The organism is Pararhizobium sp. LjRoot238 (genome assembly GCF_964252955.1).
GTDB lineage: Bacteria > Pseudomonadota > Alphaproteobacteria > Rhizobiales > Rhizobiaceae > Pararhizobium.
This window is the reverse complement of sequence record NZ_CAXUPP020000001.1, coordinates 3990184-4004584: the sequence shown is the minus strand read 5'-3', so window position 1 is coordinate 4004584 and position 14401 is coordinate 3990184. Positions and strand designations below refer to the sequence as shown.

General features: G+C 57.8%; 21 protein-coding genes. 13 read left to right on the top strand and 8 right to left on the bottom strand.

Translation table 11 applies throughout. From position 1 onward, the window contains the following. Nucleotides 1–57: 57 nt before the first annotated feature. Both ACSQ3F_RS19690 and ACSQ3F_RS19685 read right to left on the bottom strand, forming a co-directional pair. Nucleotides 58–681 carry a hypothetical protein gene (locus tag ACSQ3F_RS19690; RefSeq protein WP_436101754.1) on the bottom strand — a complete coding sequence of 208 codons (624 nt, stop codon included), beginning with the start codon at nt 679–681 and terminating at the stop codon, nt 58–60. Between the two features lie 27 nt (nt 682–708). After that, on the bottom strand, nt 709–1110 hold the full coding sequence (locus ACSQ3F_RS19685) for a hypothetical protein (RefSeq protein WP_436101753.1): 402 nt from the start codon (nt 1108–1110) through the stop codon (nt 709–711). Nucleotides 1111–2106: 996 nt separating this feature from the next. Between ACSQ3F_RS19685 and ACSQ3F_RS19680 the strand changes: the two genes are divergently transcribed. The 12 genes from ACSQ3F_RS19680 (at nt 2107) to ACSQ3F_RS19625 (ending at nt 10392) form a co-directional block, all read left to right on the top strand. Then, on the top strand, nt 2107–3438 hold the full coding sequence (locus tag ACSQ3F_RS19680) for a tyrosine-type recombinase/integrase (RefSeq protein ID WP_436101752.1): 1332 nt from the start codon (nt 2107–2109) through the stop codon (nt 3436–3438). Further along, a complete protein-coding gene (locus ACSQ3F_RS19675; RefSeq protein WP_436101751.1) occupies nt 3435–3851 on the top strand; it encodes a hypothetical protein in 417 nt (138 codons plus the stop codon). Before ACSQ3F_RS19680 ends, ACSQ3F_RS19675 begins: the two co-directional genes overlap by 4 nt. Nucleotides 3852–3929: 78 nt before the next feature. Beyond that, nucleotides 3930–4271 (top strand): helix-turn-helix transcriptional regulator, encoded by a 342-nt coding sequence (locus tag ACSQ3F_RS19670; RefSeq protein WP_436101750.1) that lies wholly within the window; start codon nt 3930–3932, stop codon nt 4269–4271. Between the two features lie 139 nt (nt 4272–4410). Beyond that, nucleotides 4411–5549 (top strand): IS3 family transposase gene (locus ACSQ3F_RS19665; RefSeq protein ID WP_436101749.1). Its coding sequence is split into 2 segments (ribosomal slippage): nt 4411–4669 and nt 4669–5549, totalling 1140 coding nucleotides; the frame shifts between segments, so codons are not numbered across the junction. 139 nt (nt 5550–5688) lie between these two features. Continuing rightward, nucleotides 5689–6381, top strand: coding sequence for a helix-turn-helix domain-containing protein (locus ACSQ3F_RS19660; protein ID WP_436101748.1), 693 nt, complete (start codon nt 5689–5691; stop codon nt 6379–6381). Between the two features lie 32 nt (nt 6382–6413). Continuing rightward, nucleotides 6414–7670: an MT-A70 family methyltransferase gene (locus tag ACSQ3F_RS19655; protein WP_436101747.1), complete on the top strand. Its 1257-nt coding sequence runs from the start codon at nt 6414–6416 to the stop codon at nt 7668–7670. Next, entirely contained in the window at nt 7663–8325 is a 663-nt protein-coding gene (locus ACSQ3F_RS19650) for a hypothetical protein (RefSeq protein WP_436101746.1), read from the top strand. Before ACSQ3F_RS19655 ends, ACSQ3F_RS19650 begins: the two co-directional genes overlap by 8 nt. A gap of 54 nt (nt 8326–8379) precedes the next feature. Then, entirely contained in the window at nt 8380–8958 is a 579-nt protein-coding gene (locus ACSQ3F_RS19645; protein ID WP_436101745.1) for a hypothetical protein, read from the top strand. Continuing rightward, nucleotides 8930–9271, top strand: coding sequence for a hypothetical protein (locus ACSQ3F_RS19640; RefSeq protein ID WP_436101744.1), 342 nt, complete (start codon nt 8930–8932; stop codon nt 9269–9271). The genes ACSQ3F_RS19645 and ACSQ3F_RS19640 overlap by 29 nt, the downstream gene beginning before the upstream one ends. A gap of 35 nt (nt 9272–9306) precedes the next feature. Beyond that, nucleotides 9307–9789: a hypothetical protein gene (locus ACSQ3F_RS19635; protein WP_436101743.1), complete on the top strand. Its 483-nt coding sequence runs from the start codon at nt 9307–9309 to the stop codon at nt 9787–9789. Next, complete coding sequence (locus ACSQ3F_RS19630) at nt 9770–10168, top strand: transposase (protein ID WP_436101742.1); 399 nt, start codon at nt 9770–9772, stop codon at nt 10166–10168. The genes ACSQ3F_RS19635 and ACSQ3F_RS19630 overlap by 20 nt, the downstream gene beginning before the upstream one ends. Next, nucleotides 10168–10392 (top strand): hypothetical protein, encoded by a 225-nt coding sequence (locus tag ACSQ3F_RS19625; protein ID WP_436101741.1) that lies wholly within the window; start codon nt 10168–10170, stop codon nt 10390–10392. Before ACSQ3F_RS19630 ends, ACSQ3F_RS19625 begins: the two co-directional genes overlap by 1 nt. A 303-nt stretch (nt 10393–10695) precedes the next feature. Here the strand turns inward: ACSQ3F_RS19625 and ACSQ3F_RS19620 are convergent, their stop codons facing one another. Both ACSQ3F_RS19620 and ACSQ3F_RS19615 read right to left on the bottom strand, forming a co-directional pair. Next, the gene (locus ACSQ3F_RS19620; RefSeq protein ID WP_436101740.1) at nt 10696–11046 is read right to left on the bottom strand and encodes a hypothetical protein; all 351 of its coding nucleotides are present in this window, start codon (nt 11044–11046) and stop codon (nt 10696–10698) included. 98 nt (nt 11047–11144) lie between these two features. Next, nucleotides 11145–11375: an excalibur calcium-binding domain-containing protein gene (locus ACSQ3F_RS19615; RefSeq protein WP_436101739.1), complete on the bottom strand. Its 231-nt coding sequence runs from the start codon at nt 11373–11375 to the stop codon at nt 11145–11147. 341 nt (nt 11376–11716) lie between these two features. Here ACSQ3F_RS19615 and ACSQ3F_RS19610 point away from each other — a divergent pair, with 341 nt between their 5' ends. Next, nucleotides 11717–12010 (top strand): hypothetical protein, encoded by a 294-nt coding sequence (locus ACSQ3F_RS19610; protein WP_436101738.1) that lies wholly within the window; start codon nt 11717–11719, stop codon nt 12008–12010. A gap of 94 nt (nt 12011–12104) precedes the next feature. On the opposite strand, the gene ACSQ3F_RS19605 is transcribed toward ACSQ3F_RS19610, so the two are convergent. The 4 genes from ACSQ3F_RS19605 to ACSQ3F_RS19590 all read right to left on the bottom strand — a co-directional run bounded on the left by ACSQ3F_RS19605 (nt 12105) and on the right by ACSQ3F_RS19590 (nt 14359). Beyond that, nucleotides 12105–12788 (bottom strand): hypothetical protein, encoded by a 684-nt coding sequence (locus ACSQ3F_RS19605; protein WP_436101737.1) that lies wholly within the window; start codon nt 12786–12788, stop codon nt 12105–12107. 147 nt (nt 12789–12935) lie between these two features. After that, nucleotides 12936–13139, bottom strand: coding sequence for a hypothetical protein (locus ACSQ3F_RS19600; protein ID WP_436101736.1), 204 nt, complete (start codon nt 13137–13139; stop codon nt 12936–12938). Between the two features lie 437 nt (nt 13140–13576). Continuing rightward, a complete protein-coding gene (locus tag ACSQ3F_RS19595; protein WP_436101735.1) occupies nt 13577–13939 on the bottom strand; it encodes an NINE protein in 363 nt (120 codons plus the stop codon). A 153-nt stretch (nt 13940–14092) separates the two neighbouring features. Then, nucleotides 14093–14359, bottom strand: a complete 267-nt coding sequence (locus ACSQ3F_RS19590; RefSeq protein WP_436101734.1) for a hypothetical protein — start codon at nt 14357–14359, stop codon at nt 14093–14095. Between the last annotated feature and the right edge of the window lie 42 nt (nt 14360–14401).

Below are 14401 nucleotides of genomic sequence, written 5' to 3'. Positions count from 1 at the left end.
GCGCAGTTGGGATTGTGACGAGGGCTTCAAGCGGCGGGATTCGACATCACGCTCAAGTCACTTCGGATTGTTGAATAGGCGTTTGAATATCATTCCAATTTTTGTCTTAGATTCAAGCGCCTTCGCAAAATTGTCCAGACCCCGAATGATGACGTATACACCGGCGAGGTACTGCAAAACGGAGGGTATGTTTCCCAAGGAGACTGCAAGTGCGGCGTTGGTAAGTGTTGCGACACCAACCCAAATCTCAAGAAAACCATATGTTTTCGGAAAATAACCCCGAATGGCGAACAGCAATGCCGCAGCGATCAGACCGCCGATGGTGATAAAATACGGGCTGTAACTAAATAAAAATTCGAAAAGGTGGAAGTTTGGTACGTATGCCGTGATTTTTTCAGCCAACGTTCCCGGGAACAGCAGACCGAGTGCGCTTACGGATAACGAAAAAAAAGCCAGTGTTGCGGAGGTGAGTAAAAGTCGATCGTCCTGACGCCGTTGCCATGCCCTCTGTTGATAAGCAGCCCATGAGGCTTTGCGCCTGGCACGGATCTCAGGGTCGTAAACACTCAGCGCGGCTTCGAGCACTTCTCTTCTCGGTGATGTGCGATGTAACGTAGCTAACTGCGCCAAGATTTCGAGCCGATATGCGTCGAATTGTTCGTCTTCGTATTTCTCGTCCATACATCCCCCGCAGCGCCCAAAAACCCCTCAATTGTACCGCGGAACTCCTGGCTTCTTCACGTCAATGAACAACAGGAAGTCCCTTCCACGATCAGTTATTTCAACATGATCGCCATTGACTATCGCGAGATTCTGACCGGTGAGAAATCGCGACCACTCGTCAAATCCCCACTCAGAATAAATCGTTTTATTCAGAGGCACGACCTCTTCGTCGAAAAACTTCCGCGCTTCATCCAAGGTTACCTTGCCGCGCGCCAAGACACGAAGTGCCGCAACTTGGCTCGAAAACACACTACCAAACAGAAACTCAAACTGAGCTTCTACTTGCGCCTCAGCGAGCGCTGAGATGAGTTTTGCTGTCCTATCGTTTTCAGGGATGTCCAACAGCTGTCGGTGGATTAGTTCCACGTTCTGGTTCACGGTGGACATCGGATGACGTTCCGTTTTCAAGGTCGCAGGTGTCGGTGGCTCGCTCGGTTGAGATGGCTGAAACACCGCACCCGATGGCCCCGCAGAAACGAGATGTTTTATCCTCTCTCTGAGCTGAGCTCGAAACATGAAAAAGAGAGAGAATACGGCCAACGGCCATGCGATTCCCTTCAGTAAATCAAAGAAAGTTTTTGCCCAATCTAGCCAAAAAACATTCTGAGTCGCGGCAACAAAATTCCAAAACCATGCGGAACTCCACCCATCTGAAATTCTTGTTCAATCCGACATTTGACGATCTTGGTCGTGACTAGGATGCTCGAGGCATATCAGCCGCCCGCAGCGCTAAACCATTCGGCGAGACTGCGAGACTACTGCAGGCTGGGGTTACAACAGACGGCTAACGTGTGCGAAAAAGCGCTCGCGGGCAAACGTTGAAAGGCTATGCTTTGAGGAGGCTAAAGTCGAAGAGGAAAGCGGACGGGCTACGGCCCGACTTTTTTGAAGTTCGAATACAAGCCGTCCCTGCACTAGCAGTAGTCATGCTTGCGCCGGCTTGTTTTCGAAGAAGGCGGAATGCGAGCGAGCTCGCATACTCTTTGGGTGCTTGAAGTGAATCTGATTGTGTTCAAGTGTTCACTTGCTCAATTCAGGCGCTTACGCCAAAGCAAAAGAGAGCTTCGCTATCGAGATTAACTACCTCGCGACCATCAGCTAGGATGTTGAATTCGCTTAGAAAAACGTCGGAGTGGCGGGATTCGAACCCACGACCCCTTGACCCCCAGAATTGCAAAGGCCGTCTTCAGGCCATTTCAATCAAATGCGATAGATTTCAAAAGCCTTGCAAAGCAAAGGGTTGTGGCTAATAATCCTTTCAGGGGTTTTCAATTGGGTCCAGCCGCTTTCAATAAAGTGGACCCAAATTGGACCCAAAATCGAAACGGGACCCTAGGCCCCTTGTTATCCTAGGCCCGCTGATACCTGAAAGGCTGTGCAAAAATGCCCGTCGTTCATCTCGATGACAATTTCGCCAAACGTGTCACGCGGCCCGAAAAAGGGCACGTCGAATACTTCGACGACAAGATCGGCAACTACATCGTCCGCGTCTACGCGGATCGGATTGTCGGAACGCTCCGCGCCCACCCGCTCGGTTCAACCAAGAAGAAACGCTTCCCGCTAGGCGAATATCCAACCATCACCATGGCGGAGATGCGCCGCAAGGCCGAGACGGTGCGCGGCAGGTTCCGTGACGGCACCGATCCCGCCGCCGAGCGTGAGGCGATCCGCGAAAAGCGTCGGCAGGAGGAAAAAACCCCGCCGCTCGATTTTGACCGGCTCTGCGACCTCTATATCGCGCGGTTGCCCGACCTGAAATTATCCTGGGAACAAGATCGTGGCTACATCAACCGTGATTGCCGCCCGGCATGGGGCAAACGCCTCGCCGCGTCGATCACGACAGCCGATGGCGCGACCCGCCTGCTTGAAATCGCCAAGCGCGCGCCGGTTGCGGCCAATCGGGTGCGCTCGGCCTCGATGAAGCTGTTCGGATGGGCCGTTGAACAGGGCCTGCTTGATTTCAATCCGATGGCGGGCACGAAAAAGCCCACCAAGGAGAGAAAGGACGGCGTCGACCGAACGCTGAGCGACGCCGAGTTTGTGGTGCTTTGGCGGGCGATCGAGGCGGCGACGCTGGCGCCGGGCCTGCGAGCGGCCCTGCAGGTTCTGGCGCTGACCGGCCAGCGAGCGAACGAAATCGCCGGGCTGGCTCTATCGGAATTGCGGCACCTCGACGATCCGAGCCAGGCGCTGGCCGAAATCCCGTCGGAGCGCATGAAGGGACGCCGGCGCCATGTCGTGCCGCTGGCGGCATCGGTAATTGGTATCATCAACAAGGAGATCGCCCGCCAGAAAGCGGAGGCCAAAATCGAGGGCCGCGCCATGGGCAATCACGTTTTTACGAGCCGGTTCCTCGACCGCGAGCGGATCGCGCGGCATTCGCTGTCACAGGCTTTACGGCGGATTATTCCCGCGCTCGATCCGACCGGCGAGGACGGCGAGATCGTCCGGCGCCTGCAAGCGGATCCACCGACGCCGCACGCCTATCGCCGCACCTGCGCGAGCGGAATGGCCCGGCTCGGCATTCCGCGCGAGGACCGCAAAGCGGTTTTGGCGCACCGCGAGGACGATGTCCTCGGCGATCATTATGACTCCTATGATCGGCTGCGTGAAAAACGCATCGCGCTGGAGGCTTGGGCGCGGCATTGCGACGCTCTGCTGTCCGGCGAGAAGAATACCGGCGCGGTCGTGCCGATCCGGGCGGTGCAATCATGAAGGCCGCGACGCGCGCTGACCTCATGAAGCGGCTGATCGATCTTGGCGCTGAATCGACTAGGAGTATGGGCAATCGCTCCAGAAGCCCGTGGTTCGAAGAGCGCAGCGCGATGGCGGTTTCTTTGCCGATGTCGCTGCTCGATGAACTACTGGACGTGCTCGGCGAGGGGTACAGGCCCCGCGGCCGTCCGGGCGGCGCGGCGCTACTAAGCCATCGCGCGTTTAAAGCGGCCTGGATGATCCGCGAGCAGGGAGCCGGAATGGAGATAGTGGAAACGCTTGCTGCGAATGCCAAGCTCGACAAAGCCCAAAAGCGCACTTTACGTGTCATGGTGAACGAGCATCTGCGGCGGGATCAGGGGAGTTGGGAGAAGCTTGCTCGCAAGAAATGGAAACTAAATAAGCCGATTTAGTTTCACTTGCAGGTAGTTGCATTGGTGCCCATCCTCGTTTGTGCAAGCAAACGTGACCCTGATCTGGAGGATGCGCACATGAGCGACCGTGCCATGGCCGACGAGCCGAAGCGGGCACCGGGCGTCGGCCACAATTCCGGCGACTTCAAAAGCCTCTTTGATGACGATGATCGCTTTTTGACCGAGCGCGAATTGGACCTGCTTACCGGCGTTTCGAACACGACACGGTGGCGCGAACGCAAGGCTGGCAGGTTCCCGCAAATGATAGCGTTGTCGCCGGGCCGCAAGGGAAACACCTTGGGTCAGGTTCGCGAATGGCGAAAGCAGCGGCAGGCCGGGACCCGCGCCGACACCGGGAACTCGGAGACGCCGGGGCCGGGCAGGCCGCGCAAGAAAGCCGCCGCGCAACCGGCAACATGAAACGGCCCGAGCGCGCTGGAACGCGACGTGCCGATGCAAGGCGATTTCTGTGTTGTGAGCTGGCTCGGAAAAACTGAACAGTTAGGATAAGTGGAATTTCTGCCTGACTTTGGCTTAAATGCCGGAAACAGGAGAGAGCATGTCGAGACGACCGCGCCGGAATCATAGCCCGGCTTTCAAGGCGAAGGTGGCGCTTGCCGCCATCCGGGGCGAACAGACGCTGGTGGAATTATCCCAGCAGTTCGACGTGCACGCCAATCAGATCAAGCAATGGAAAGACCAGCTCCTTGAGGGGGCGACGGGCGTTTTCGGCGATGAAGCCAAGGCGGAACCGGCTGCTCCGACCGTCGATGTCAAAACACTGCATGCCAAGATCGGAGAACTGACGCTGGAGAATGATTTTTTATCCGGTGCGCTCGGCAAAGCCGGATTGCTGAGCGGAAAGAAATGATCAACCGCGCGCACAAACTGTCGGTCATTCGCCAGGCGAAGCTTCTCGGCTTCAGTCGTGGCAGCGTCTATTATTTACCGCGTCCTGTGTCAGACGGCGAACTGGCCCTGATGCGGCGGATCGACGAACTGCACCTCGACTTTCCCTTTGCCGGAAGCCGGATGTTGCAAGGGCTTTTGAAGGCGGAAGGGCTTGTCACAGGGCGGCTTCACATCGCGACGCTGATGAAGAAGATGGGCATTGAGGCGATTTACCGTCGCCCCAATACGTCGAAACCGGCACCTGGGCACAAGGTCTATCCGTATCTCCTGCGCAAGCTGGCGGTGACCAGACCCAACCAGGTCTGGGCTATGGACATCACCTACATCCCCATGGCGCGGGGCTTTGTCTATCTCTGCGCTGTGGTTGACTGGTTCAGCCGGAGGGTTCTGTCGTGGCGGTTGTCGATCACGATGGAGACGGCTTTCTGTATCGAGGCGGTCGAGGAAGCGCTTGTCCGGTATGGCAAGCCCGACATCTTCAATACGGACCAGGGATCGCAGTTCACCTCCATCGACTTCACGGCGGTGCTGAAGAAGGCCGAGATCGACATCTCGATGGATGGCAGGGGCGCATGGCGGGACAACGTCTTTGTCGAGCGGCTCTGGCGCTCGATCAAATACGAGGAGGTCTATCTCCACGCCTACAAAACCGTGCCCGAGGCCCGCATTGGGATCGGCCGGTATCTGACCTTTTACAATACCCGACGCCCACATTCATCCCTTGACCGGCAAACACCGGATCAGGCTTACTTCAACGCGCTGACGCCAATAAAGGCGGCAGCATAATCGAGGCGGAAATCCACTTAACGAAACGCCACGAACTGTTCAGACAAACCGAGCCAGCTCTTTGGGCAGCGCGGAAGGATAGCTTGCTGAGGTTGATCGCACAAGCGCAGGTCGGGCATCCGGTAAAGGATCGCCACCCATGCCTTCTCAAAAGCAGCTCCCACCGGGATACGTCTACAAGGCCATTTGCGTCTCTCCGTTGTCCAGCACGGCCAAGTCGGTTGGTGCCGCACTCGTTGATCACCACAATTCCAAAACCGGCCAGTGCGATCCGAGCCAAGAGTCGCTGGCGCGGCGGCTCGGCATCAACCAGCGAGCTGTGGTTGATGCACTGAATGAGCTTGTTCACTTCGGCCTTTTCGCAAGGCGGAGTCACGGCGGCAAAGGCTATCGCTCGGCATATGAACCGAATTTCGTGCTGGCTACCAGCCTGGTTGCAGACTTCGAACGGCGGCGCAAGGCGGCCGTCCCGCCGTCCGAAACGTCGCAGCTGCACCCTAAAAACAAGCCGCCTAAACGCTCCCGGCGCGGCAAAACCAGTGGCGACGTTGCCACAGCTTTCGGGAGGCAAAGCGGTGGAGACGGTGCCACTACTTTGGGGCGGCAATCTAGTGGCAGCGGTGCCACGTCCCACAGTGGCACCCGTTACACCGCCGCCCGTGGCAACGGTGCCACACAAACTCTTAGAATCAACTCTTCGAATGTAACTCTGGGGGGCGCGCGACCTGAAAAATCCCATCAGTCAGATGGCGGATCGCTGGCTTTAGGCCCAAGGGTCCAAAACCCGCCTCGTCCTCCGCCCCGCCCTCCACGACCCGTGTCCCAGGAATGAAATGAAACAAGCAAACGACGGAGACAGCTACCATGAGCGGAAAAATGGACATGGAAAGGAAGGCGAAAAGCTGGCGCGATGTCGTCAAGATACACCCGGCAGCCGATCTGTTCCCGATGCTCGATCCGGAGCAACTCGATCAACTTGCGGCGGATATCCAGAAGAACGGCTTGCTGCAGCCGGTGACGATCTACGCGCCATCTGTTCCCAGCTGTGAACCCCCGGTGCTGGTCGATGGCCGCAACCGGCTCGATGCGTTGGAGCGGCTCGGCAAAATCCGCATCCGTGACGGCAAGGTCCAGTTTGAAGGTTGGAACCCCGGCCAGTGGCTAAGCCTCTCTCACGCGACCAACGTCGTCAAGCTAGACAGCGAACTGGCGTGCACCGATCCCTATGCCTACGTCGCCTCGCTCAATGTTCACCGCCGTCACCTTTCCCGGGAACAGCAGCGGGAGGTGATCGCGAAAATGCTCGCCGCTAATCCGGCGATTTCAGACCGGCGCATCGGCAAGGTCGTCGGTGTCGACGGCAAGACGGTTGGCGCTGTGCGCGACGCTATGGAGCGGCGTGCGGAGATTCCGCACGTCTCGATTGTCACCGACACCAAAGGCCGTCAGCAGCCGGTCGATAGGGAGGCGAGGCAGTTCATCAAGGCCGAACGTCGGGCGCAACGCGAATCCGCACTGGCGGTGAAGATCACGGCGCTGCCCGGCAAGCGATACGGCGTCATACTCGCCGATCCGCCATGGCGGTTCGAGCCTTACAGCCGGGAGACCGGCATGGACCGCGCCGCCGACAATCACTATCCGACGATGCATACCACAGACATTGCGGACCTGGGCCGAAATCCTCCCGCCGCCCGCGAATGCGCACTGTTTCTGTGGGCAACCGCGCCGATGATGCCCGATGCTTTGAAAGTGATGATGTTGTGGGGCTTCCAATACAAATCGCAAATCATCTGGAACAAAGGCCACATCGGCACCGGTTACTGGGTCCGAAATGCGCATGAGCACCTGCTGATCGGGACTCGGGGGAACATCCCGGCACCTGCACCTGGCGAGCAACCGCAATCCGTCATCGCAGCGCCACGCGGTGTGCATTCGGCCAAGCCGGAGGTCTTCTACGACATCATCGAGCGGATGTTTCCAAGCTTGCCCAAGATCGAACTATTCGCGCGATCCGCACGGAAAGGCTGGGATCGCTGGGGCAATGAGGCACCACCGTCGCCGATTACGCAAGGATGCCCGTACCCGGCGTCGGAAAACATGAAGGAGGAAGACCATGGCTGACAGAATGAGCAAGGGCGAGCGCGAGGACCTGCAACGTCTAATCCGCCAACGCGAGAAGGTCCAGAAATCCGCCGCCAAGGCGCGCTCGACAGAGCTTCTGGCCGACTTCGAAAACCAGATGGCGGCGGAATATAGGTTCGACGATGACGCCGTCTGGGCGACGGCCACCAAGGCGGCCTCTGCCGAGGTTGCCAAAGCGCAGGAGCGCGTTGAGGCCCGTTGCCGGGAACTCGGGATCCCAAAGCAATTCGCGCCGAGTCTCAGTCTTGGATGGCGTCATCGCGGCTATGGCAATGCGCTCGCAGAACGTCGAGCTGAACTCCGAAGGGTTGCCCAAGCGCAAGTCGCCGCTCTTGAGCAGAAGGCGATTGTCATGATCGAGCAGGCATCGGTCGAGATGCAGACCGAGATCGCAGTCGCTGGGCTGACCTCCGAAACGGCGAGGGGGTTTGTAGAGCGCCTTCCAACCGTCGAAAGCCTTATGCCGGCGCTGTCCTACAGCGAGGTTGCCGGCGATAGTGAGCCGCCGATTGTCGAGCAGATTTTGACGCCTAACGCCCTGCGACAGCGCCGATTTCGGGAACGGCAGCAGGCGTTACGTGACGCCAATGTAACGTTTGATAATGCGCCTAGGGCCGACCATGAGGATGGATGATGTCGCCAAGCCTTCCGGCGCCAATCCCGGCGTCGGCAACATAGGAGAAGGATCATGACAAACAAGCTGAACAACCATCAGCATGGCAAGCTGACGAACATCATTTCCCAGGCGACGGACGATGGGGTCCGTTACTGCGGAGACTTCGAAATCATGAAGCGCTTTCGAGCCGCTTGCCCCGAACTGACGGGCGAGGACGCAGACCGCGCGGTGCGCGGCATAATTCAAGTGGGCCGCATGCTGGGAGGAATTCCGCTATCCGTTGAACCGGAATTGCCACCGCCCGACTATTCGACGCTCCCGCCGAAGATCGCCCTGCATCGGCGCATGGTCGATATTTTTGCCGATAGCAAGGATGAAAAGGAGATGCAGCGGCGGCTCGTCGCGGAATGCGGTCATGCGACTCCGGTGCAATTCAAGGAAGCCGCTGATGAAGGACTGCAAATACTCAAGGAGCGCATGGACGCACGAAAACGGCGGGTCGAGATGAACAATCGTTTCAAGCCCCTTTTTGACGACGTCGCGGACCCGGAAACGAGTTTGATCATGCACGCGGAGCGGAAAGCCGAGCAGGGGGATCCGCTTGCAATGGAATTCCTTCGCTATGTCGATGCCAATTTGTCTGCCACCTGACCGCCGTCGTCCGTCCGGCCTGATCGCGGCAAGCCGGTCAGGTCGGCAGAAAAAGGAGGGCCCTATGCCGAAACCAAAGAATCCGTCGCCAAGGGGCAGAAACGATCTTGCTGGAGAGCGTCAGCGCCGATACCGCGAACGGCGAAAAGGCGGCCGCCGCGTGATCATGCTTGAGGTCGATGAAGTCGAGGTTTTCGCCGCGCTGGAGCGTTTACATTTTCTCAGTCCGCAGGACTCGGACGATGACCAGGCAGTCCGTCGGGCGCTCAATAAAATGATCCGGGTCTTTTGCCGCGCGGGAAATGATGCGTAACGGCCCGCTTCGAGGCGATTTGCTATGGTTGGTGTATGACTGAATCAACGACACGCGACATTGTGGGAAGGGAGCCGGCAAGTGCAATTGCGTTGCATGAGGCGGCGCATTGCGTGGCGGCCCTCGGCCACGGTATCCGCGTGCTCCATGCATCGATCAACCGGCGCGAAGTGGCTCTTGAGTCGCCTGGCGAATACATTGAACGCGGGCGTCACCACGGCGCGATTGCGATTGGTTATGCGGTCACTGCATTGGCCGGCCAAGCGGCTGCCCCTGAAACCGGACTGTCGAGATCGGATGAACTGCTTCTGGAGCATGCGCTTTTCCTGGGCTCATGGTCCGATGCTCCCGACGAGATGCGCCGCGCGCTTTTTTCCCTCGCCAATAATTTCGTGGTCGAACATCGCGGCCAGATAGAAAACCTAGCCATCGTTCTTGTTCAACGCCGCACCCTGTCGAGCGTCGAAATCGATGAAGTGTTGTTGGGAGCCGAGGACAATGACAAACAAGGACGATGATGAGCTCTCATTTATCGCGGCGCGCGCTGCAGAGATTAGAGCCGGATTGGACGCCGCCTACTCAAAAGAGGAGCTTCAGCGACCATTGAGCCGGCGCATGGTTCACATGCTCGTCGCGGCCACGACAGCCGTTACAGCCGCAAAGTTGGGCGCGCTCGCTGCCCGCGTCGCAGAACTCGAAGCTGGTGGCATCCGCTATGTCGGCTCCTTCCAGCGGGCCCTGGGATACCGAAAGGGCAGCGTTACGACCTTCGCTGGGTCGATGTGGACAGCGCTTGATGACGTGCCAGCGGGCGTTCAACCCGGCTCGAACCCCGCTTTTTGGCAGTTGTCTGAAAAAGGTAGTTCTTGGGTGCGCAAGCAGAAGGAAGGACAGTGATGATGACGCTCGACGAGGTCCTTATTCGAACCAAAGCGTCCCTTGACGCCCAAGGCGACGCGGCAATGCAGAGGTCGCGCGAAAGCCTCCACTTCAGTCCGCTCAGTGATGAAGAGATTGAAGAGCTAATGGCTGAACAGCAGGAGCAACTGGCCCAGTGGAAAAAAGAGGCCTACGCGGAGATCGAGCGGGAACTTAGGGCGTGGTCATCTTCGGAAGCTTAGAACGTGGCCGTCCAGTTGCTGCGTTCCGATCCAGCCCCAACGCTACTCGTCGAACATCGTTGCTCTTCTTCTGCTCGCCGAAGTCGTCCTTGGAGAAACCCTCGGCGTCCATCTTTTCCCGAACCGACTTTAGCAGACGCTGGCCAGGCTTTGTGTCGAAGAAGGCCGAGCCGCCCTCAAGGTCCCGAAGAATGCGTAGCCGATCCTTGTAGGAGCATTTGCGATAGTCGAGCATGGGCCATGGCGCATCAGATAGGTTGCGACGGTCGAGGCTTCGATGATCGGCCGCTCGAGTAAGCGCCGTCAACGGGGCGGACTACTAATGCATTCACCGTCGTATGTAAGCGTGTCGGAGCCGGAGCCGTGGATTGAAACACTCGCGGGCATTGCTACTGCGAACACGAATTCCTGCCCCTGGAAGCGTGCGGTCATCAGACCGGATCCGATGCTCAGCGGCACAGGGCTCGCATTGCCGATCTGAATCGTGTTGTCTTTTGCGCCCATGCCACCGCGCGATATTAGCAACATCAATGGAAGCTTCTCGAACTTGCAGGCCACAGGCACAAGATTGTCGGCGGCAATTGCCTCTCCGCCCCATGTGCAGAGCAGTGGTAATCCGACAATAGATCTAAGCAGGATGGGGATACGATGCATAGGGAACGGCCTCGCTCGATAATTGACTAGTCGACGCATCTGTGATTGCGCAGCCACGATCGCCCACCGGGTGACATTGGGTCTGAATGGGGGAGGTCTCATTCACATGCGACACCATCGCCGTCCCGGTCGAGCTTGCGACGATAACCCGGTTCGCCGGCATAAATAGGCGCTGCACCGGCCGCGCGTGCGGCAGCGCAGTTCGGAAAATAGGCCTCCCCGCCTTCGGACGCGGCGGCCTGGCCGTCATTGTTCGTCTGAGCCATTACCGGCAGATTGCCGACAAAGAGGCTGAAGAGGGCCGCCGCGGTGAGCAGACATTTTTTCATTCGGTTTTTCCCTGTTCAAGCGACACGCTGGTTTTCGCGTTGTCAGGACAAGGATTTAGACAATCTGCAACTGCGCGTAAATTCGGCTAATTGGCTTAGCCCGTCAGGGTGGTATTGACCGGGTTATCGCTAAGAAGCTGAGGGCGTCGGCACGCATCGTCACCGAAAAGCTTGTCGGGGGGGGACGGTTCAAACATAAGAAGGATGCTCATACTGGGCCCGCGCGGGTATTATTCGGAGATTTTTTTCTGGCTGCGAAAAAACGCCGAGAGGCACAATCGCGCCGTAGCCTATGTTCTTGGCCGAGAACAGGTTATTTTTCTACCGTCATGGAAAAACGATTGAGAGGAAGGCCAACGCATCAGCCGGACGCCGTAAAGCGGCGCTTCGTCGAAACGCTCGCCGGTGCAGCCGTGCCGCAAGCGGAGATCGCCGTCGTGCTCGCCCTGACCGTGCCGACGTTGCGGAAGTACTACCGCGACGAGTTGCGGCGTGGCAGTGCGGTGATGCAGGCTAAGCTCGTCGGCAATCTGCTGCGCATCGCCAACGGCAGAGACGGCACCGCGTTGAAGGCGATCATATTTTCTTTGCAATGCCGCTTCGGTTGGTCGCGATATCTGCCGCCGCAGAGGTGACCGCTGTCGCTCAAGTCGACCAATTGCATACTCGCGCTCACCTGTTTTTTTTAACGCGGGGGCTTTCTTCAACGATTCGCCAGTTCGTTGTTCGCTACGCACTGTTGTTCAGGTATGTCAGGCCTATTGCAAGCGTTGTGGTCATAAGAATGAGCAGCAAGCGGGCCCGTCGGCTCCTCTTCTTAATGCTATCTCTGATGTCGGGCGCAACGTGCATCGCGCCTCGATCCAAGGGCGTAGATCGGCAAGCATTGATCAGATTGGCAATCTTCTGTGCACGTTGAGGGTCATTTCCGGTATAAGGCGAAAGAAAGAAGGTCTTGGCGGCACCAAAAGCACTGGGCTGTGAGAAATCATTCCTTAAGGCCAGTGCGCGCTCCTCGTCCAATGTAAAAAACGCGAGAAATGTCGCGCTTCCACTGCTGATGACCGCAGCTTTGCCGAGCTTGTCGAGGTCCAGTATCGAGCTGCGGAACATTCCCTCGCTAATTAGCTTGTTGTTGTCGAGGATGAGCCGCGGATATCCCCACCGTGGTCCGAGGATTGCGACCAGGCCAGCAGCGATAAATAAGCTTCCCAACACCGGTCCGATGAAATCGAATATGCGCCCCGCAACGGTCGCAGAGGCCGGCATATCGAAAAATATCCAGATTAATAAAACGCCTAAGCCGATAGCAGCGATGCAAACGAAGACGTCTCGTTTGGATCCCTTCGGATGGAAGACCAGGCGCCCTTCTTCGTGACCAGGCGTATCGGGCCTACTTTCACTCATGCTCATTGAGTTCCTTCGAAGCCAGAACCGCTGACTATACAGATCGCCTGACAGAACCAAACCGTACCCAGCTTCTGCTCGTGCGCCGCGCAGAGGTTCATGCGCGCGGCGAAAGAGGCGGATCAGCAAGAGCAATCAGCGGCGTGACGCCCGTCAGAGGCAGATGTCGCACAAAGGATTTTCGGGGTCCGTGGCCTCCCATGATCGCATTGGGTTGCCACAGTGGAGGCATCGTGTGTCTGCCTGCTGCAGTTCAGCATCACGCTTCGCTGCTGTTCTCGCTTCCTCTTCCAATTTGATGGCATCGTCGCGGCGCTTCATCTCTGCCGCTCTTTCTTCGTCGGTAAACCCGCTCATCGCCCATTCTCCACCCATTGATCAAAAGCCTCAGACGCAGCCCAGGAAGGGAGCGCGATCAGGTCCAGCCTCACCGATAGCCGGCATCACCTAACGCGCGTCTGCGGGGGCTGTAGGCGGCGGCACGTCTCATTCCCAAGTCCAAAGCCGCTTTGTGGGACCCGGATCAACTGGCCGCTTTGTGGGATGCGGATCAACTTCCCGCACGGTGTAGTGCTGTTCTCGTCCGACGATGACCATGACCAAGCCGGCAAGGCACGCAACGGTACAGATGATCAGGCCAAGCGTCGGAAGAAAGAGGCTTTCGCCACGTGCCAACTCCCTGACGAACCACCAATAAACCGCGGCGTCCACGAGGGGACTGCAAACGAACATCCACGCCCCAAGGACCCCCGTAGGGTTCAAAAGTTGCGAGCTCGAAATCTCAATGCGTCGTGTCATCGTCCAGCCCGCCCGAGACGCTCTACAGCGAGGAGGCTTTCGGCATACATCTGCTTGCTGATGCTATCGCGCACCTCTGCTTTCTGCTGGCGGATCATGCCTGGGATAAGAAACAGATCGACCAACGACCATACAATCAGCACGAGAATGAACAGCCCCCCAACGATGAGGCCCGCAGTTGCAAAACCAAAAACGAAGAGGGCAAGCATGGCCAAGCCGCTTCCAGGTCGACCAATATAAAATCGGTGTGCTCCCAGGCCACCCAAGAAGATCAATAGCAGGTACGCAACGGCGGTCGATTTCGCTTCATTCGTCACCCGCTGCTCGACGAGTAGCTGCTCTGCCGTCGAAAGATTCATGGCTGCCCCCCACGCACCACAACCGAGAAGGCGTATGGTCTCACAGCGCACGTGACAGTCAAGGATTAGGGGTATCGCCAAAACGAGGTAGGAAACGGGGTTCTGCGAGCCCAAGCACAAAAGGCCGGACAAACCCGACCCCTCGTCGTCACCTCACGGCAGAGATATTCGACTGGTATCCAATCCACCGGCCGGCTCGTCCTTTGGGTTAATGATCTTATTCGATGAGGTCCTGATAAACGGCTCGGATGCCTTCGGGGCTATCAGGCGCGTGATGATCACAGCCTGACCCATGCACAGCGTTCCCAGCCCGAAGCCGACAGCACCAAGAATTTCATGGATGGCGCTCTGAGCTGCCAGGAAAGCAAGCACCCCGCCGAGCATCTGCAAAATCCCGAGTATGCCTATAATAATTGCCATAATTTCCCACTCCCCATAGCTGCAGGGTGGCAGAATGCACGC